This window comes from Pantoea sp. JKS000250, from assembly GCF_003201065.1.
Classification (GTDB): Bacteria; Pseudomonadota; Gammaproteobacteria; order Enterobacterales; family Enterobacteriaceae; genus Pantoea; species Pantoea vagans.
Window position 1 is genome coordinate 1,338,119 of record NZ_QICZ01000001.1, and the last position, 18,940, is coordinate 1,357,058.

Below are 18,940 nucleotides of genomic sequence, written 5' to 3' on the forward strand. Positions count from 1 at the left end.
CCGTTTTTTTATGCGTTCTGACGCCACCATTCGGCAAGCAGTACGCCGGTTGCGACCGAGACATTGAGGCTTTCCACGTTACCGGTGCCGCCAATCGACAGGCTCATATCACCCTGCTTGAACGCGGTGTCAGAAAGACCTTCACGCTCCTGACCTAACACCAGCACCATTTTCTCCGGCAGCTGAGCCTGCGCCAGCGGCGTACCCTGATGGCTGGAGGTGGTCACGATGGTGTAACCCGCTTTACGGAACGCTTCCAGACCTTCGCTGAAGGTTGCGCCGCTGATCGCCTGCACATGCTCAGCGCCGCCTTCTGCGGTACGCACGGCTGCACCTGACTCCAGCAGTGAAGCGTCATTCACCAGCAAACCTTTTACGCCAAAGTGCGCGCAGCTGCGCATAATTGCGCCGAGGTTATGCGGGTTGCTGACATCTTCCAGTGCCAGTACGCAATCTTTGGTATTTGCCTGGCTCAGCCATTCAGATACCGCCATGCCCATACGCTTTTTGATCAGGAAGCAGACGCCGCCATGATGCTCAGTACCTGACGCTTTGGTGATCTCAGCATCTTCTACCACGTGATAGGCTTTGCGGTTAGCCGCCAGCCAGCGCAGCGCTTCGCGGAAACGCGGTGTGACTTCCTGCACGAACCAGGCGCGAACAATCGCTTCCGGACGGCTCTGGAACAGCGCCTGACAGGCGTTCTCGCCATAGACGCGGGTCTCTTCATTACGCTGACGGCGGATCTGCTCAGGATCGACGAAGCTCTTGCCGCTGATGCCGCCGTGATCCGGCTTATCGCTCTCAGGGGATGACGCACGATCGGCGAATGGTGCGCGTGACACGGTGCGCCACGGGGAATCGCTGCTGCCATAGGCGCCGCGGCTGTCATCACCACGATCGTTGCGGCGACCTGCGCCATCGTCTGAACGGCGTGGTGCGCCACGTCCGCCTTCATCACGACGTGGTGAACTGCTGCGACCGGTGTCGTCACTACGACGACCAGCGGAGCGACCGCCTTCCTGAGTGCGTTCAGTGCGGGGGCCAGATGAACGACGATTATCATCCTGGCGGGCAGCAGAGTGACCACCTTTGCCTGTACGAGGATTCGGCGCGCGCGCGCTTTTATCGTCCTCGCCACGCACGTACATCACCTTAACTTTGCCGCTCTTGCCTTTATATTCGTCGTTCATGTCTTCCTCCTGCATTTAGAGCGCGCAGATTACCTGATGTGCTGACGCTTAGCTATCAACTATTGAACCTATAGAGCAATCCAGATTGAGCGAAAATCCGTCCCCTTTCATAATGGACAACTATTACCAGACTGACACTTTTCAACATCAGAGGTTCCTATGAATACGGTATGCGCTTCATGTCAGGCAACCAATCGCGTTCCTGACGAACGCCTTGCCGACGTGGCGAAATGTGGTCGCTGTGGAAATGAGCTGTTCGATGGCGAAGTGGTGAATGCCACCAGCGCCAACTTTGACAAATATCTGCAGGATGATCTGCCGGTAGTGATCGATTTCTGGGCGCCCTGGTGCGGCCCCTGCGTCAATTTTGCGCCGGTGTTTAAAGATGTCGCTAGTGAACGCAGCGGCAAGGTCCGCTTTATTAAAGTGAATACCGAAGCGGAGCCCGCCCTGAGCGCCCGTTTCAACATTCGCAGCATCCCGACCATCATGCTGTTTAAAAATGGCGAGCGGGTCGACATGCTGAACGGAGCTATGCCCAAAGCGCCATTTAACGAATGGCTCGACGAATCACTTTAAACTTCAAAGGCCAGCCAGTCTGGCCTTTTCCTTTTCATCTGCGCTTCGATTACACTGACGTTTTTCCTGCCCTGAATACTCATGTCTGATAATGCCGTTTTGCGCTTGCGCACCCAACGCCTGGCCCGTGCCACCCGTCCTTTCCTCGCGCGCGGAAATCGGGTCATTCGCTGCCAGGGCTGCCTGCTGCCAGAGGCCAACTGCCTCTGCAGTCAGATCGTGCCGCAGTCTGCCCGCAGTCGCTTCTGCCTGGTGATGTTTGATACCGAGCCAATGAAGCCGAGTAACACCGGTCGTCTGATTGCCGATATTCTGCCGGATACCCAGGCATTTGGCTGGTCACGCACCGAACCGGATCCGCTGCTGCTGGTGGCCGTGCGCAATTCCGATTATCAGCCGCTGGTCGTCTTCCCGGCTTCCTATGCCGATCCCGGTCGCGAGGTGCTGACAACGCCGCCCATCAGCGGCAAGCCGCCGCTGTTTATTATGCTGGATGGCACCTGGACCGAAGCGCGCAAGATGTTTCGCAAAAGTCCCTGGCTCGATGCCCTGCCGGTGATGTCGCTGGATGTCAGCACGCCTTCGCGCTATACGCTGCGTGAGGCCCACGGTGAAGGTCAGCACTGTACCGCTGAAGTGGCAGCGGCACTGCTGGCACAGGCGGGCGATCGGCGGGCGGCAGAGGCGTTATCTCACCATTTCGATCGGTTCCGCACGGCTTACCTGGCAGGAAAGCCGCATCACGCCGGGCAGGCTTAACCGCATCCCTCTCTGGCTGGCAGGCATGAGCCTGCCCTGACAGTTTGCAGGATCCGGATGTTCAGCCTGCGATCTGCCCGGAAGCACGGTCAGCAAAAAGCGTTTACAATCACGCAAATCCCGATCTCTGGAGGGCGAGATGAGCCAACGCGGACTGGAAGCGCTGTTACGACCTAAATCAATTGCGGTGATTGGTGCCTCGGTCACGCCCGGGCGTGCCGGCTACTTTATGATGCGTAACCTGCTGGCTGGCGGTTTTAGCGGACCGGTGCTGCCGGTGACGCCAAAATACAAAGCGGTCAGCGGCGTGCTCGCCTGGCCCACTATCGACAGCTTACCTTTCGCGCCTGACCTGGCGGTGATCTGCACCCACTCAAAACGTAACCTCGAATTGCTGCAACAGCTCGGCGAGAAAGGCTGCAAGGCCTGTATTATTCTCTCTGCGCCTGCCAGCCAGTCGGCGGAACTTAAAGCCTGCGCCAGCCAGTGGCAGATACGTCTGCTGGGACCGAACAGTCTTGGTCTGCTGGCCCCCTGGCAGGGACTCAATGCCAGCTTCTCGCCGGTACCCATAGAGAAAGGCCGTATCGCGTTTATCTCCCAGTCCGCCGCCGTGTCGAATACCATTCTCGACTGGGCGCAGCAGCGTAATCTCGGTTTTTCGTGGTTTATCGCGCTGGGTGACAGCCTGGACACCGATGTTGATGACCTGCTCGACTTCCTGGCTCGCGACGGTAAAACCAGTGCCATCCTCCTTTATCTGGAGCACCTCAGTGACGCACGTCGCTTTGTTTCCGCCTCACGCAGCGCCTCCCGTAATAAACCGATTCTGGTGATCAAGAGTGGTCGCAGCCGTGAAGCGCAGGCGCTGCTTGGCACCCACAGTGGTCTGGACGCGGCCTGGGATGCGGCCATTCAGCGCGCCGGATTGCTGCGGGTTCAGGATACCCATGAGCTGTTTTCCGCCGTTGAATCGCTGAGTCATATGCGGCCACTGCGCGGTGACAGGCTGATGATCATCAGTAATGGTGCGGCGCCCGCCGCGCTGGCGCTGGATGAGCTTTACGCCCGCAACGGGAAACTGGCGCAGCTCAGCGATGAAACGCGTCAGCAGCTTGAGGCTATTTTGCCTGCTGGTGCGGGTCGCGGTAATCCGCTGGATTTAAAAGATGACGCCACCGCTGAGCGCTACGCTGCCTGTGTGGAGATCCTCCTCGACAGCCATGAACTTGATGCCTTAATGATCATTCATGCGCCAAGCGCGGTCGCGCCTGCGACTGAAACAGCCGCTCATCTGATCGATACCGTGGCCCGCCACCCGCGCGGCAAGCTGGTGACGCTGCTGACCAACTGGAGCGGCGAGTTCTCTTCACAGGCTGCGCGTCGTGCCTTTACGCAGGCGGGTATACCGACCTGGCGCACGCCGGAAGGCACTGTCACCGCTTTTATGCATCAGGTTGAGTACCGGCGTAATCAGAAGCAGCTGCGCGAAACGCCTGCCCTGCCCGCCACGCTGAACCAGGATAGTGCACATGCTCACCAGCTGCTGTCACAGGCGCTGGCGCGCGGCATTACCTCACTGGATACTCACGAAGTGCAGCCGGTGCTGCAGGCTTATGGGCTGGCCACGCTGCCAACCTGGATCGCCAGTGACAGTGCGGCAGCGGTAGCCATTGCCGACCAGATTGGCTACCCGGTGGCGCTGAAGCTGCGTTCACCCGATATCGCCCATAAGTCAGAGGTTCAGGGTGTGATGCTCTACCTGCGCAATGCCAGTGAAGTGGAGCATGCCGCCGAAGCTATTTTTGATCGGGTAAAGCAGACGCTGCCGCAGGCACGTATTGAGGGGCTGCTGGTTCAGAGCATGGCAAGCCGTGCGGGCGCGCAGGAACTGCGGGTTGTGGTCGAACAGGATGCACTGTTTGGCCCAATTATTATGCTGGGTGAAGGCGGAGTTGAATGGCAGACTGATAAACAGGCTGCCGTTGCCCTCCCCCCGCTGAATATGACGCTGGCACGCTATCTGGTAATCCAGGCGATCAAGAGCGGAAAAATCCGCAGCCGCAGCGCCCTGAATCCGCTGGATATCCCCGGCCTGAGTCAGCTGCTGGTGCAGGTCTCTGATCTGGTCGTGGATTGCCCGGAGATCCAGCGACTGGATATTCATCCGCTGCTGGCGGCGGGCAATGACTTTACCCTGCTGGACGTGACCCTGACGCTGGCCCCGTTCCACGGCGATAACGAAACACGACTGGCCATTCGCCCTTATCCGCAGCATCTGGAAGAGCAGGTAGAGTTAAAAGATGGGCAATTCTGCCTGTTCCGCCCGATTCTGCCAGAGGATGAGCCTTTACTGCGCGATTTTATTAGTCAGGTTACCAAAGAGGATCTCTACTACCGCTACTTCAGTGAGATCAACGAGTTCACGCATGATGACCTCGCCAATATGACTCAGATCGATTATGACCGAGAGATGGCGATTGTGGCGGTCCGTCAGCATCAGGGGCGCCCCGAAATCATTGGCGTCACCCGCGCCATATCTGACGCTGATAACATTGATGCAGAGTTTTCAGTGCTGGTCCGTTCGGACCTGAAAGGGTTAGGTATGGGCCGTCGTCTGCTGGAAAAGATGATCCGCTATACCCGACATCACGGCTTGCAACAATTGAACGGTATCACCATGCCCCATAACCGCGGCATGATTACCCTGGCCCGAAAACTCAATTTTCATGTTGATATTCAACTGGATGACGGTATTGTCAGCCTGAAATTGTCTTTACAGAATGAGATCAGCTAACCTTGTAGAGAAAGGTAAAAAACGTTCGAATCAACGAAGTTGATGTTATTATTTATGGTTATAACCCTGATTTGATGGCAAAAGGCCATGCAATGAACAGAGAAGAAGTGCACTGTGATGTTGTCTAAATTTAAACGTAATAAACACCAACAACACCTCGCAGAGCTGCCGAAACTGTCACAATCCGTTGCGGATATGTCGACACTTTACTCGCCGGCCGAATTTCGTCAGACGTTGCTGGAGAAGATTGCGGCAGCGCAGACCCGCATCTGTATCGTTGCGCTCTATCTGGAAAACGATGACGCCGGACGTGCCGTCATGGATGCGCTTTATCATGCGAAGCAGGCGCGACCGGAGCTGGATATCTCAATTCTAGTAGACTGGCATCGTGCGCAGCGTGGGCGAATTGGGGCAGCGCGAGGCGTAACCAATGCCGACTGGTATTGCGAAATGGCGACGCGTTATGCCGATATTGCCATCCCGGTGTATGGTATTCCGGTTAATACCCGCGAAGCCCTGGGTGTACTCCATCTTAAAGGTTTCATTATTGATGATACGCTGCTCTACAGCGGCGCCAGCATCAATGATGTTTACCTGCATCAGCATGACAAGTATCGCTACGATCGCTACCAGGTTATCCGCAATTCGCAGCTGACCGATACCATGTATGACTGGATCACGCTCAATCTGAAGCCAGCAGAAGCGGTTAACCGGCTCGATTTTGCTGAGCGCCCTTCCAGCCCTGAAATTAAAAATGAGACGCGCCAGTTCCGTCAGGATCTGCGTGGCTTCAATTATCAGTTTGAAGGGAATGCCGGCAACGATGAACTGGCGGTCACGCCGCTGGTCGGTCTGGGTAAGCATAGCCTGCTTAATAAAACCATTTTTCACCTGATGCCCTGTGCAGAACAGAAGCTGATTATCTGTACACCCTACTTCAACCTGCCCGCCTTGCTGGTGCGTAATATCATTAACCTGCTGCGCCAGGGAAAACAGGTAGAGATTATCGTCGGTGATAAAACAGCCAATGATTTCTATATCGCGCCCGATCAACCGTTCAAAATTATCGGCGCGCTGCCATACCTGTATGAAATCAATCTGCGCCGTTTCCTTAGCCGGTTGCACTACTACGTTACGACCGGCCAGTTGGTCGTAAGACTGTGGAAGGATGGCGAGAACAGTTATCACCTTAAAGGGATGTGGGTCGATGATGAATGGCAGCTGATTACCGGCAATAACCTCAATCCACGTGCATGGCGGCTCGACCTGGAAAATGCGGTGCTGATCCACGATCCTCATCAGCAGTTAGCAGCGCAGCGTGAAAAAGAGCTGACGCTAATCCGTCAGCACACCACGGTAGTGACGCATTTCCGTGAGCTTGAAAGTATTGCTGATTATCCGGCCAAGGTGCGGAAACTGATTCGTCGTCTGCGCCGGATACGTATCGATCGTCTGATCAGCCGTATTCTTTAATCCCTGCGGCCATGAAGGCATCCATTATGCGAAGCGTGCTGCCTGCTTTGCTGTTGTGTAGTGGAAGTGCCCATATGGCGGAAGATCAATGAACAGGACGGGATAAAGCAGAACACGTTGTCGCCTCCGGCAGTGAATATGGACATCGCCAGCACCTTTCTGGCCAGCAAAGCAGGTCTGTCAGCATTCTGTTTTCTTTAAGCCCTGGGGCGGGAAAAGAGCTGTATGACAGCCGCCCGAATGGCAGCGGCTGGAGCTGGAAAGATTTCGCCTGGGATGCCGCCGGTGCAGCCAGCGGCATTGCCCTGTGGAATCTGAGTCAGTAGCTGTTTTAAAGCTTAATCCCCTTACCACGCTTGTGCAGCAACAGCGACACCAGAAACGCCACCGCACCCATCGCTGAGACATACCAGAAAAAGATGGTCTCAATCCCCTGCTTCTTCATCAGCAACGCGACATACTCTGCCGAACCACCGAAGATGGCATTCGCAACAGCGTAGGAGAGCCCGACACCCAGTGCGCGCACCTGCGGCGGAAACATTTCGGCTTTAAGGATTCCGCTGATAGCCGTGTAGAAGCTGGTAATCAGCAATGCCAGCATAATTAACAGGAAAGCCACGCCGGGACTCTGCACATTTTGGAGCAGCGTCAGAACTGGCACGGTACAGATAGCCGCGCCCGCACCAAAGATCATCATCGAGGTGCGACGACCGATTTTATCTGACAATGCACCAATAATCGGCTGAATCAGCATAAAGACCAGCAGCGCACCGGTCATCAGCCCGCTGGCCGTTTTAGGATCCATACCCGATGTATTAACCAGATACTTCTGCATGTAGGTGGTGAAGGTATAAAAACTCAGGGAACCGCCTGCGGTGAAACCCAGCACCATCAGGAAAGGACGGGTATGGTTGCGCAACAATCCAATTACGCTTCCCGCATCGCGATGTTCGCGGCTGGTCTTGTCTGACGTTTCTTCCAGAGAGCGCCGTAACCATAATGCGACAACCGAGAGCAGTGCGCCGAGGAAGAAGGGGATTCGCCAGCCCCATCTGCGTAGCTCCGCGTCAGTGAGCAGAAATTGCAGCACCACCACCGTCAGTACCGCCGCTAACTGGCCACCGATCAGCGTGACATACTGAAATGAGGCGTAGAATCCTTTGCGCCCTTCCAGTGCCACTTCGCTCATGTAGGTTGCGCTGGTCCCATATTCCCCACCCACCGATAATCCCTGAAACATACGCGCCAGCAGCAGAATGACGGGAGCCGCTACGCCTATCGTTGCGTAACCAGGCAGGCAGGCAATGACCAGCGACCCGAAACACATCATACAGACCGAAACCAGCATCGAATTTTTTCGGCCATGTTTGTCGCCGATATAGCCGAACAGCCAGCCACCAATCGGACGCATCAGAAATCCTGCCGCAAAAACGCCCGCAGTCTGTAACAACTGCGTGGTGGTATCGCCCTGCGGAAAGAAGATGTGCGCAAAGTAGAGCGAGAAGAATGAATAGACATAGAAGTCGAACCATTCAACCAGGTTGCCCGATGACGCGCCGACGATAGCCCAGATGCGTTTCCTTGTATCATCCGGCTGAATTTTATTATTTGTTGTTGTCATGCCTTACCTCTGTTCCTTGCTGATCAACAGCGTTTAAAGGATTGAGTAAAGCATTTAAGTCTACTGAAGGTAAAGGCGGGGTAATCTGAGATTAATATTGTGAGCCATATCGCCAATTAGCGAAAAATCAGCGAGTTGCTGGTGATTCTTGAGAGAAGCATGGGGGTTGCGAGGGCTGCTGGAAATGGAATTGCGGTCACTATTTCTACTTAATGTCGCAAAATCTGGACGTAAAAAAGCCCCGCACTCGCGTGCGGGGCTTCTTCACTTATTTGATGCCTGGCAGTTCCCTACTCTCGCATGGGGAGACCCCACACTACCATCGGCGCTACGGCGTTTCACTTCTGAGTTCGGCATGGGGTCAGGTGGGACCACCGCGCTACAGCCGCCAGGCAAATTCTTTGTGCTCTGTCCTGTGTCTTCTGTGCTGATGCTGCGTTGGCCGCCCTCGCGCTGCTCAGTCACATACGTCAGTATGCTCCTTCACATCGGTCGGTTGCCGCCTTGCCTCAGCGCAGAATCCTTCGGACTTCAGTCCGCAGGATACAACTATTATCCGGTAACAAAGCTGAAAATCGTGTCTCTCAAAAACGCCTCTGGCGTTGTAAGGTTAAGCCTCACGGGTCATTAGTACCGGTTAGCTCAACGCATCGCTGCGCTTACACACCCGGCCTATCAACGTCGTAGTCTTCAACGTCCCTTCAGGACCCTCAAGGGGTCAGGGAGAACTCATCTCGGGGCAAGTTTCGTGCTTAGATGCTTTCAGCACTTATCTTTTCCGCACTTAGCTACCGGGCAATGCCATTGGCATGACAACCCGAACACCAGTGGTGCGTTCACTCCGGTCCTCTCGTACTAGGAGCAACCCCCCTCAATTCTCCAGCGCCCACGGCAGATAGGGACCGAACTGTCTCACGACGTTCTAAACCCAGCTCGCGTACCACTTTAAACGGCGAACAGCCGTACCCTTGGGACCTACTTCAGCCCCAGGATGTGATGAGCCGACATCGAGGTGCCAAACACCGCCGTCGATATGAACTCTTGGGCGGTATCAGCCTGTTATCCCCGGAGTACCTTTTATCCGTTGAGCGATGGCCCTTCCATTCAGAACCACCGGATCACTATGACCTGCTTTCGCACCTGCTCGAGCCGTCACTCTCGCAGTCAAGCCAGCTTATGCCATTGCACTAACCTCACGATGTCCGACCGTGATTAGCTGACCTTCGTGCTCCTCCGTTACTCTTTAGGAGGAGACCGCCCCAGTCAAACTACCCACCAGACACTGTCCGCAGCCCGGATCACGGGCCTACGTTAGAACATCAAACATTAAAGGGTGGTATTTCAAGGTTGGCTCCACGCAGACTGGCGTCCGCGCTTCAAAGCCTCCCACCTATCCTACACATCAAGGCTCAATGTTCAGTGTCAAGCTGTAGTAAAGGTTCACGGGGTCTTTCCGTCTTGCCGCGGGTACACTGCATCTTCACAGCGAGTTCAATTTCACTGAGTCTCGGGTGGAGACAGCCTGGCCATCATTACGCCATTCGTGCAGGTCGGAACTTACCCGACAAGGAATTTCGCTACCTTAGGACCGTTATAGTTACGGCCGCCGTTTACCGGGGCTTCGATCAAGAGCTTCTCCTTGCGGATAACCCCATCAATTAACCTTCCGGCACCGGGCAGGCGTCACACCGTATACGTCCACTTTCGTGTTTGCACAGTGCTGTGTTTTTAATAAACAGTTGCAGCCAGCTGGTATCTTCGACTGGCTTCGGCTCGGGGAGTAAATCCCTCCACCTACGCGCCAGCGTGCCTTCTCCCGAAGTTACGGCACCATTTTGCCTAGTTCCTTCACCCGAGTTCTCTCAAGCGCCTTGGTATTCTCTACCTGACCACCTGTGTCGGTTTGGGGTACGATTCTGTGTTACCTGATGCTTAGAGGCTTTTCCTGGAAGCAGGGCATTTATCACTTCAGCACCGTAGTGCCTCGTCGTCACGCCTCAGCGTTAATAAGGGACCGGATTTACCTGGACCCTCCGCCTACACGCTTAAACCGGGACAACCGTCGCCCGGCTGATATAGCCTTCTCCGTCCCCCCTTCGCAGTAACACCGAGTACAGGAATATTAACCTGTTTCCCATCGACTACGCCTTTCGGCCTCGCCTTAGGGGTCGACTCACCCTGCTCCGATTAACGTTGAACAGGAACCCTTGGTCTTCCGGCGAGCGGGCTTTTCACCCGCTTTATCGTTACTTATGTCAGCATTCGCACTTCTGATACCTCCAGCATGCCTCACAGCACACCTTCGACGGCTTACAGAACGCTCCCCTACCCAACAACGCATAAGCGTCGCTGCCGCAGCTTCGGTGCATGGTTTAGCCCCGTTACATCTTCCGCGCAGGCCGACTCGACCAGTGAGCTATTACGCTTTCTTTAAATGATGGCTGCTTCTAAGCCAACATCCTGGCTGTCTGTGCCTTCCCACATCGTTTCCCACTTAACCATGACTTTGGGACCTTAGCTGGCGGTCTGGGTTGTTTCCCTCTTCACGACGGACGTTAGCACCCGCCGTGTGTCTCCCGTGATAACATTCCTCGGTATTCGCAGTTTGCATCGGGTTGGTAAGCCGGGATGGCCCCCTAGCCGAAACAGTGCTCTACCCCCGAGGATGAGTTCACGAGGCGCTACCTAAATAGCTTTCGGGGAGAACCAGCTATCTCCCGGTTTGATTGGCCTTTCACCCCCAGCCACAGGTCATCCGCTAATTTTTCAACATTAGTCGGTTCGGTCCTCCAGTTAGTGTTACCCAACCTTCAACCTGCCCATGGCTAGATCACCGGGTTTCGGGTCTATACCCTGCAACTTAACGCCCAGTTAAGACTCGGTTTCCCTGCGGCTCCCCTATACGGTTAACCTTGCTACAGAATATAAGTCGCTGACCCATTATACAAAAGGTACGCAGTCACCCTGATAAATCAAGGCTCCCACTGCTTGTACGTACACGGTTTCAGGTTCTGTTTCACTCCCCTCGCCGGGGTTCTTTTCGCCTTTCCCTCACGGTACTGGTTCACTATCGGTCAGTCAGGAGTATTTAGCCTTGGAGGATGGTCCCCCCATATTCAGACAGGATACCACGTGTCCCGCCTTACTCATCGAGCTCACAGCACGTGTGCTTTTGTGTACGGGAGTATCACCCTGTACCCTGCGACTTTCCAGACGCTTCCACTAACACACATGCTGATTCAGGCTCTGGGCTGCTCCCCGTTCGCTCGCCGCTACTGGGGGAATCTCGGTTGATTTCTTTTCCTCGGGGTACTTAGATGTTTCAGTTCCCCCGGTTCGCCTTGCAGCACTATGTATTCATGCTGCAATGATGCACAGAGTGCACCGGGTTTCCCCATTCGGACATCGACGGCTGTAGCGGTTCATATCACCTTACCGTCGCTTTACGCAGATTAGCACGTCCTTCATCGCCTCTGACTGCCTGGGCATCCACCGTGTACGCTTAGTCGCTTAACCTCACAACCCACAGGCGTTTTTCAACGCTGCGAGCTGCAAGCATTTGAGAGACTCGGACGCATCGTATTTTTCATTCTTATTACGGAGAATGAAAACGACACGTCGTTTCAATTTTCAGCTTGTTCCGGATTGTTAAAGAGCATAATACTTCGCAGCACACCGTTGCCGGTACGCTCTGAAGTATTCAGAAAAACAGTTAAAACGGTATGGTGGAGCTAAGCGGGATCGAACCGCTGACCTCCTGCGTGCAAGGCAGGCGCTCTCCCAGCTGAGCTATAGCCCCATACAGTTACTGCAGAGACCACTACTACCAGGAGTAACATTCTTTATGTAAAGAATGCGATTTTTTCTCAGGCAGGGCGTGTCGATGCGAAGCATAGTGAACTATGCGAGCCGTCGACACAACGCAGCATGAGGACAAATCTGGTAGGCCTGAGTGGACTTGAACCACCGACCTCACCCTTATCAGGGGTGCGCTCTAACCACCTGAGCTACAAGCCTGTAGAGGTTTTTTCTGCTCGTTACTTTTTATCAGACAATCTGTGTGGACACTGCGCGGGAAGGTATCTTCAGGTAAGGAGGTGATCCAACCGCAGGTTCCCCTACGGTTACCTTGTTACGACTTCACCCCAGTCATGAATCACAAAGTGGTAAGCGCCCTCCCGAAGGTTAAGCTACCTACTTCTTTTGCAACCCACTCCCATGGTGTGACGGGCGGTGTGTACAAGGCCCGGGAACGTATTCACCGTGGCATTCTGATCCACGATTACTAGCGATTCCGACTTCACGGAGTCGAGTTGCAGACTCCGATCCGGACTACGACGCACTTTGTGAGGTCCGCTTGCTCTCGCGAGGTCGCTTCTCTTTGTATGCGCCATTGTAGCACGTGTGTAGCCCTACTCGTAAGGGCCATGATGACTTGACGTCATCCCCACCTTCCTCCGGTTTATCACCGGCAGTCTCCTTTGAGTTCCCGACCGAATCGCTGGCAACAAAGGATAAGGGTTGCGCTCGTTGCGGGACTTAACCCAACATTTCACAACACGAGCTGACGACAGCCATGCAGCACCTGTCTCAGAGTTCCCGAAGGCACCAAAGCATCTCTGCTAAGTTCTCTGGATGTCAAGAGTAGGTAAGGTTCTTCGCGTTGCATCGAATTAAACCACATGCTCCACCGCTTGTGCGGGCCCCCGTCAATTCATTTGAGTTTTAACCTTGCGGCCGTACTCCCCAGGCGGTCGACTTAACGCGTTAGCTCCGGAAGCCACTCCTCAAGGGAACAACCTCCAAGTCGACATCGTTTACGGCGTGGACTACCAGGGTATCTAATCCTGTTTGCTCCCCACGCTTTCGCACCTGAGCGTCAGTCTTTGTCCAGGGGGCCGCCTTCGCCACCGGTATTCCTCCAGATCTCTACGCATTTCACCGCTACACCTGGAATTCTACCCCCCTCTACAAGACTCAAGCCTGCCAGTTTCAAATGCAGTTCCCAGGTTAAGCCCGGGGATTTCACATCTGACTTAACAGACCGCCTGCGTGCGCTTTACGCCCAGTAATTCCGATTAACGCTTGCACCCTCCGTATTACCGCGGCTGCTGGCACGGAGTTAGCCGGTGCTTCTTCTGCGGGTAACGTCAATCGACGCGGTTATTAACCACATCGCCTTCCTCCCCGCTGAAAGTACTTTACAACCCGAAGGCCTTCTTCATACACGCGGCATGGCTGCATCAGGCTTGCGCCCATTGTGCAATATTCCCCACTGCTGCCTCCCGTAGGAGTCTGGACCGTGTCTCAGTTCCAGTGTGGCTGGTCATCCTCTCAGACCAGCTAGGGATCGTCGCCTAGGTGGGCCATTACCCCGCCTACTAGCTAATCCCATCTGGGTTCATCCGATAGTGAGAGGCCCGAAGGTCCCCCTCTTTGGTCTTGCGACGTTATGCGGTATTAGCCACCGTTTCCAGTGGTTATCCCCCTCTATCGGGCAGATCCCCAGACATTACTCACCCGTCCGCCACTCGTCACCCAAGGAGCAAGCTCCTCTGTGCTACCGTCCGACTTGCATGTGTTAGGCCTGCCGCCAGCGTTCAATCTGAGCCATGATCAAACTCTTCAATTTAAGTTTGATTTGCTTAAACAAGTTAAGCGGTGCTCATCTGTAAAACGTCATAATGAATTTCATTATGTGTTCACTCGTGAGGCTTTGATATTTTGTTGCGTCCTAAGACGCTGATATCAATCCTGCGAGTGCCCACACAGATTGTCTGATAAATTGTTAAAGAGCAGTGCGAACAGTGCGTTAGCGTCCTGTCGCGAGGTGGCGTATATTACGCTTTCCTCCTGCAGAGTCAACCTCTTTCTCAGAAGTTTTTCTCCGGCGGCGCAGTCTCCTGTGCCTCTCAGCCCGTTTCCCGTTGCCGGTGTTCCGTGTCGATGGAGGCGCATTATAGGGAACGGCTCAGATAGCGCAAGTGCAAATGATAACTTTTTTACTGACCGTTCAATTTGCACTCAAAAGGTATACTAAATAAGCAAAAACCCCGCAAAAGGGCAAAAAAAACGGGCCAGCGGCCCGTTTTTCGACTCACATCATTACTGATGTGCAGTAATGACGTCGTTTTCCACATCCATTTCGATGGTTTTGCCTGGCACCAGCGAACCGGCAAGGATCTGCTGAGCCAGCGGGTTCTCAATCTGCTGCTGTATCGCACGTTTGAGAGGTCGTGCACCATAGACCGGGTCATACCCGTTCTCGGCCAGCAGTTTGATTGCATCATCGGAGATGTGCAGCTGATAGCCACGTTCATCCAGACGTTTGTACAACCGCTGGAGCTGAATTTGCGCAATTGAAGCAATGTGTTTCTCAGCCAGCGGATGGAACACCACCACTTCATCAATACGGTTGACGAATTCCGGACGGAAATGCTGTCCGACCACACCCATCACAATATCTTTCATTTCCGGGTAGCTGAGATTGCCGAACCGTTCCTGGATTAAATCTGATCCCAGGTTAGAGGTCATGATCACCACGCTGTTACGGAAATCAACAGTGCGTCCCTGTCCATCCGTCAGACGCCCATCATCCAGCACCTGCAGCAGAATGTTGAAGACATCAGGATGCGCCTTCTCAACTTCATCCAGCAGAATGACCGAATAAGGACGACGGCGTACCGCTTCGGTCAGATAACCGCCCTCTTCATAGCCGACATAGCCCGGAGGTGCGCCCACCAGCCGCGACACCGAATGTTTTTCCATAAATTCGGACATGTCGATACGCACCATCGCATCGTCACTGTCGAACAGGAAGTTAGCCAGCGACTTACACAGTTCGGTCTTACCTACCCCGGTCGGTCCCAGGAACAGGAAAGAACCAATAGGCCGGTTAGGATCTGACAGGCCAGCACGACTACGGCGAATCGCATTGGATACCGCTTCAACCGCTTCATCCTGTCCGATGACCCGGCCATGCAGATCCTGTTCCATGCGCAGTAACTTATCGCGCTCACCTTCCATCATTCGTGCTACCGGTATACCGGTCCAGCGCGCCAGCACATCGGCAATCTCCACATCCGTTACGCGGTTGCGCAGTAGCTTCATGGTTTTGCCTTCCGCCTGGGTCGCTGCGGCTAGCTGTTTTTCCAGTTCCGGAATTTTACCGTACTGCAGTTCTGACATCTGAGCGAGGTCGCCCTGACGACGAGCCTGCTCTAAGTTCAGACGCGCCTGCTCAAGTTCAGCTTTAATATTCTGCGTGCCCGACAGCGAAGCTTTCTCAGTCTTCCACTCATCTTCCAGCTCGGCATATTCGCGCTCTTTCTGGTTCAGCTCAGTTTCCAGCATCTCCAGACGTTTGATACTGGCATCATCCGCCTCTTTCTTCAGCGCCTGCTGCTCCAGCTTCAGCTGAATGATGCGGCGCTCAAGACGATCCAGTGACTCCGGCTTCGAGTCCATCTGCATACGAATGCTGGATGCCGCCTCATCAATCAGGTCAATCGCTTTATCCGGCAACTGGCGATCAGCAATGTAACGATGAGACAGCGTCGCCGCTGCGACAATCGCCGGGTCAGTAATCTGCACATGGTGATGCAGTTCGTAACGCTCTTTCAGGCCACGCAGAATAGCGATGGTGTCTTCCACACTCGGCTCAGCCACAAAGACTTTCTGGAAACGACGCTCCAGCGCAGCATCTTTTTCAATGTACTGACGGTACTCATCAAGTGTGGTGGCGCCCACGCAGTGCAGTTCACCGCGCGCCAGCGCAGGCTTAAGCATGTTACCGGCGTCCATTGCACCGTCCGCTTTACCGGCGCCTACCATGGTATGAAGTTCGTCAATAAACAGAATGACGTTGCCTTCCTGCTTCGACAGGTCACTCAGCACGCCTTTCAGACGCTCTTCGAATTCACCGCGATATTTCGCCCCGGCCACAAGCGCACCCATATCCAGCGCCAGTACCCTGCGGCCTTTCAGACCTTCAGGGACTTCGCCGTTGATGATGCGCTGCGCCAGCCCTTCGACAATCGCGGTTTTACCCACGCCAGGCTCACCAATCAGCACCGGGTTATTTTTAGTACGGCGCTGCAGAACCTGAATGGTGCGGCGAATCTCTTCGTCGCGGCCGATGACCGGATCGAGTTTGCCCTTCTCGGCACGCTCGGTCAGATCAATAGTGTATTTCTTCAATGCCTGGCGCTGATCTTCAGCCCCCTGATCGTTCACGTTGTCTCCTCCCCGCATCTGTTCAATCGCACTGGTGATTTTTTCGCGCGTTGCGCCCGCTGCTTTAAGCAGATCGGCCAGTGAACCACGAGATTCAAGGGCGGCCAGAACAAATAATTCGGATGAAATAAAGTTATCGTTGCGCTTCTGCGCCAGCTTGTCACACAGGTTTAATACCCGGACGAGGTCAGATGAGGGTTGTACATCCCCTTCGCTGCCTTCAACTTGTGGCAGGCGATCGATGGCCTGCTCAACCTGAACGCGTAAGGGGGTAACGTTGACACCCGCAGAAGTCAGTAAAGGTGAAACCGATCCGCCCTCCTGTTTGAGCAACGCGCTCATCAGGTGCAGAGGTTCAATGAATTGGTTGTCGTGTCCCAGAGCCAGGGACTGCGCGTCGGCGAGAGCCAGCTGAAATTTGTTAGTAAGACGATCCAGACGCATAATTCCTCCCATTACAGGTCAAAATGCTACTGGAGATTAAATGAGGTCATCCCTCAAAAATTTCAAGGTTAATGACCTGAGATTTGAGTAAAAAATACGCTAACTGGACCGTCTTATGGCGTAAGGTTATAACAGCCAGATCAAAGTTGCCATACGCCCGGTGATCCCATCGCGGCGGAAGGAGAAGAAATCGTCGCGCTGCGTAAAGGTACAACGGCTGTCGGCACTGATTGATTTCACGCCCGCAGCCTGCAGTCGCCTGCGCGCCAGCAGCCAGATATCAGCGTAAAATTTCTCGCCTGAGGGGCGGAAAGCCTGCACGGCGCGAGGATCCTGAGCCATAAAGGCCTCACGTACTTCTGCACCGACCTCAAATGCATCGGGCCCGATTGCCGGACCCAGCCAGGCATGGATCTGATCCGATGGCGATCGAAACTGCGCCAGGGTATTTTCCAGTACACCCGCACACAGTCCGCGCCAGCCTGCATGTGCTGCCGCCACTTCCGTCCCATCCTGCGAACAGAACAGAACCGGCAGGCAGTCAGCGGTCATGATGGCGCAGACGACGCCGGGCTGATCGGTGATACAGGCATCGGCACGTAATGGCGTACCTTCTCCTGCAGCCAGACGCACAACATCAGTGCCATGAACCTGATCCAGCCACTGCGGCATCGCAGGCAAGCCCGCCTCTTCCACCAGCAACTGCCGGTTACGCGTTACCGTATCCGGAATATCCCCCACGTGCCCGCCGAGATTCAGTGCATCCCAGGGCGATGTGCTGATGCCACCCTGTCGCTGCGTCGAGCAGGCCCGAACGCGTGACGGAGCGGGCCATTGAGGCGTAATCAGATTCATCACCAGTTCATCTGGTCTTTAAATTCTTCGGTGTCTGCTTTTAACGCCGCGATCAGATCAACCATGTCCTGCGGAAGCGCCGCATGGAATTCCATTTCAATCCCGCTGATAGGGTGATAAAGACGCAGCATGGTGGCGTGCAGAGCCTGACGATCGAAACCGCGCAGCGTAGTGATAAATGCCTCTGATGCGCCTTTTGGCGGACGCGGACGGCCACCATAAAGCGGATCGCCCACCAGCGGATGGCTGATGTGAGACATATGCACACGGATCTGGTGAGTACGACCCGTTTCCAGGCGCAGACGCAGACGGGTATGCGCGCGGAAGTGCTCCATGATGCGGTAATGCGTCACCGCCGGCTTACCCATCGGGTGAACCGCCATGTGGGTGCGTTTGGTTGAGTGGCGGCTGATAGGCTGCTCAACCGTGCCGCCCGCCGTCATATTACCAATCGCGACCGCTTCATATTCACGAGTGATTTCGCGACGTTGCAGCGAGTCCACCAGATGCGTCTGAGCCGGAACGGTTTTCGCCACCACCATTAAACCGGTGGTGTCTTTATCCAGGCGGTGTACGATGCCCGCGCGTGGCACATCCATAATCGCCGGATAGTGATGAAGTAAGGCGTTGAGTACCGTGCCATCCGGATTACCGGCGCCAGGGTGAACCACAAAGTCGCGTGGTTTGTTGATGACAATAATGTCTTCATCTTCATAAACGATGTCGAGTGGCAGATTTTGCGGTTCCCAGCGCTGTGCCTCTTCGATCTCAGCGTCAATCGCGACCAGCTCGCCGCCCAGCACTTTTTCTTTAGGGGTATCGACCATGACGCCGTTTACTGTTACGCGACGGTCGAGGATCCACTCTTTTATGCGGGAACGTGAATAATCAGGGAACAATTCCGCCAAAGTCTGATCTAAGCGTTGTCCGAGTTGTGATTCGGATACCGTTGCGGTGAGTTGAACTTGTTGTGCCATATACAGC

Annotated in this window: 9 protein-coding genes, 2 tRNA genes and 3 rRNA genes; 4 read left to right on the forward strand and 10 right to left on the reverse strand. The window is 54.7% G+C overall.

Translation table 11 applies throughout. The features are described from left to right. Positions 1-8: 8 nt before the first annotated feature. Entirely contained in the window at positions 9-1,193 is a 1,185-nt protein-coding gene (locus BY447_RS06405; RefSeq protein WP_110330793.1) for a tRNA/rRNA methyltransferase, read from the reverse strand. Positions 1,194-1,352: 159 nt separating this feature from the next. Between BY447_RS06405 and trxC the strand changes: the two genes are divergently transcribed. The 4 genes from trxC to pssA all read left to right on the forward strand — a co-directional run bounded on the left by trxC (position 1,353) and on the right by pssA (position 6,801). Further along, a complete protein-coding gene (gene trxC, locus BY447_RS06410; RefSeq protein ID WP_013358802.1) occupies positions 1,353-1,772 on the forward strand; it encodes a thioredoxin TrxC in 420 nt (139 codons plus the stop codon). Between the two features lie 81 nt (positions 1,773-1,853). Then, positions 1,854-2,531, forward strand: coding sequence for a tRNA-uridine aminocarboxypropyltransferase (locus tag BY447_RS06415; RefSeq protein WP_110330794.1), 678 nt, complete (start codon positions 1,854-1,856; stop codon positions 2,529-2,531). Positions 2,532-2,670: 139 nt separating this feature from the next. Continuing rightward, on the forward strand, positions 2,671-5,328 hold the full coding sequence (locus BY447_RS06420; RefSeq protein ID WP_110330795.1) for a GNAT family N-acetyltransferase: 2,658 nt from the start codon (positions 2,671-2,673) through the stop codon (positions 5,326-5,328). A 117-nt stretch (positions 5,329-5,445) separates the two neighbouring features. Continuing rightward, positions 5,446-6,801 (forward strand): CDP-diacylglycerol--serine O-phosphatidyltransferase, encoded by a 1,356-nt coding sequence (gene pssA / locus BY447_RS06425; RefSeq protein WP_110330796.1) that lies wholly within the window; start codon positions 5,446-5,448, stop codon positions 6,799-6,801. Between the two features lie 331 nt (positions 6,802-7,132). Here pssA and BY447_RS06435 read toward each other — a convergent pair whose 3' ends face one another. From BY447_RS06435 to rluD, 9 genes are all read right to left on the reverse strand, one after another. Next, the gene (locus BY447_RS06435) at positions 7,133-8,422 is read right to left on the reverse strand and encodes an MFS family transporter (protein ID WP_110330797.1); all 1,290 of its coding nucleotides are present in this window, start codon (positions 8,420-8,422) and stop codon (positions 7,133-7,135) included. 277 nt (positions 8,423-8,699) lie between these two features. Next, positions 8,700-8,815, reverse strand: a 5S ribosomal RNA gene (gene rrf / locus BY447_RS06440). A gap of 213 nt (positions 8,816-9,028) precedes the next feature. Continuing rightward, positions 9,029-11,938: ribosomal RNA gene (locus BY447_RS06445) — 23S ribosomal RNA — on the reverse strand. Between the two features lie 207 nt (positions 11,939-12,145). Continuing rightward, positions 12,146-12,221 (reverse strand) — tRNA-Ala (locus tag BY447_RS06450). A gap of 141 nt (positions 12,222-12,362) precedes the next feature. Further along, positions 12,363-12,439, reverse strand: a tRNA-Ile gene (locus BY447_RS06455). A gap of 73 nt (positions 12,440-12,512) precedes the next feature. Further along, positions 12,513-14,054 (reverse strand): 16S ribosomal RNA (locus BY447_RS06460). The 16S, 23S and 5S rRNA genes sit together here with 2 tRNA genes alongside, the layout of an rRNA operon. Before the next feature lie 473 nt (positions 14,055-14,527). Further along, entirely contained in the window at positions 14,528-17,113 is a 2,586-nt protein-coding gene (gene clpB, locus BY447_RS06465) for an ATP-dependent chaperone ClpB (protein ID WP_199226924.1), read from the reverse strand. 114 nt (positions 17,114-17,227) lie between these two features. After that, positions 17,228-17,956 carry a purine nucleoside phosphorylase YfiH gene (gene yfiH / locus BY447_RS06470; protein WP_110330799.1) on the reverse strand — a complete coding sequence of 243 codons (729 nt, stop codon included), beginning with the start codon at positions 17,954-17,956 and terminating at the stop codon, positions 17,228-17,230. Further along, positions 17,956-18,933, reverse strand: a complete 978-nt coding sequence (gene rluD, locus BY447_RS06475; RefSeq protein WP_013358810.1) for a 23S rRNA pseudouridine(1911/1915/1917) synthase RluD — start codon at positions 18,931-18,933, stop codon at positions 17,956-17,958. The genes yfiH and rluD overlap by 1 nt, the downstream gene beginning before the upstream one ends. Positions 18,934-18,940 lie beyond the last annotated feature (7 nt).

Bases quoted from the DNA above. Each gene is read 5' to 3' on its own strand.
- BY447_RS06405 (WP_110330793.1), bottom strand. From the start codon at position 1,193: ATGAACGACGAATATAAAGGCAAGAGCGGCAAAGTTAAGGTGATGTAC.
- trxC (WP_013358802.1), top strand. From the start codon at position 1,353: ATGAATACGGTATGCGCTTCATGTCAGGCAACCAATCGCGTTCCTGAC.
- BY447_RS06415 (WP_110330794.1), top strand. From the start codon at position 1,854: ATGTCTGATAATGCCGTTTTGCGCTTGCGCACCCAACGCCTGGCCCGT.
- BY447_RS06420 (WP_110330795.1), top strand. From the start codon at position 2,671: ATGAGCCAACGCGGACTGGAAGCGCTGTTACGACCTAAATCAATTGCG.
- pssA (WP_110330796.1), top strand. From the start codon at position 5,446: ATGTTGTCTAAATTTAAACGTAATAAACACCAACAACACCTCGCAGAG.
- BY447_RS06435 (WP_110330797.1), bottom strand. From the start codon at position 8,422: ATGACAACAACAAATAATAAAATTCAGCCGGATGATACAAGGAAACGC.
- clpB (WP_199226924.1), bottom strand. From the start codon at position 17,113: ATGGGAGGAATTATGCGTCTGGATCGTCTTACTAACAAATTTCAGCTG.
- yfiH (WP_110330799.1), bottom strand. From the start codon at position 17,956: ATGAATCTGATTACGCCTCAATGGCCCGCTCCGTCACGCGTTCGGGCC.
- rluD (WP_013358810.1), bottom strand. From the start codon at position 18,933: ATGGCACAACAAGTTCAACTCACCGCAACGGTATCCGAATCACAACTC.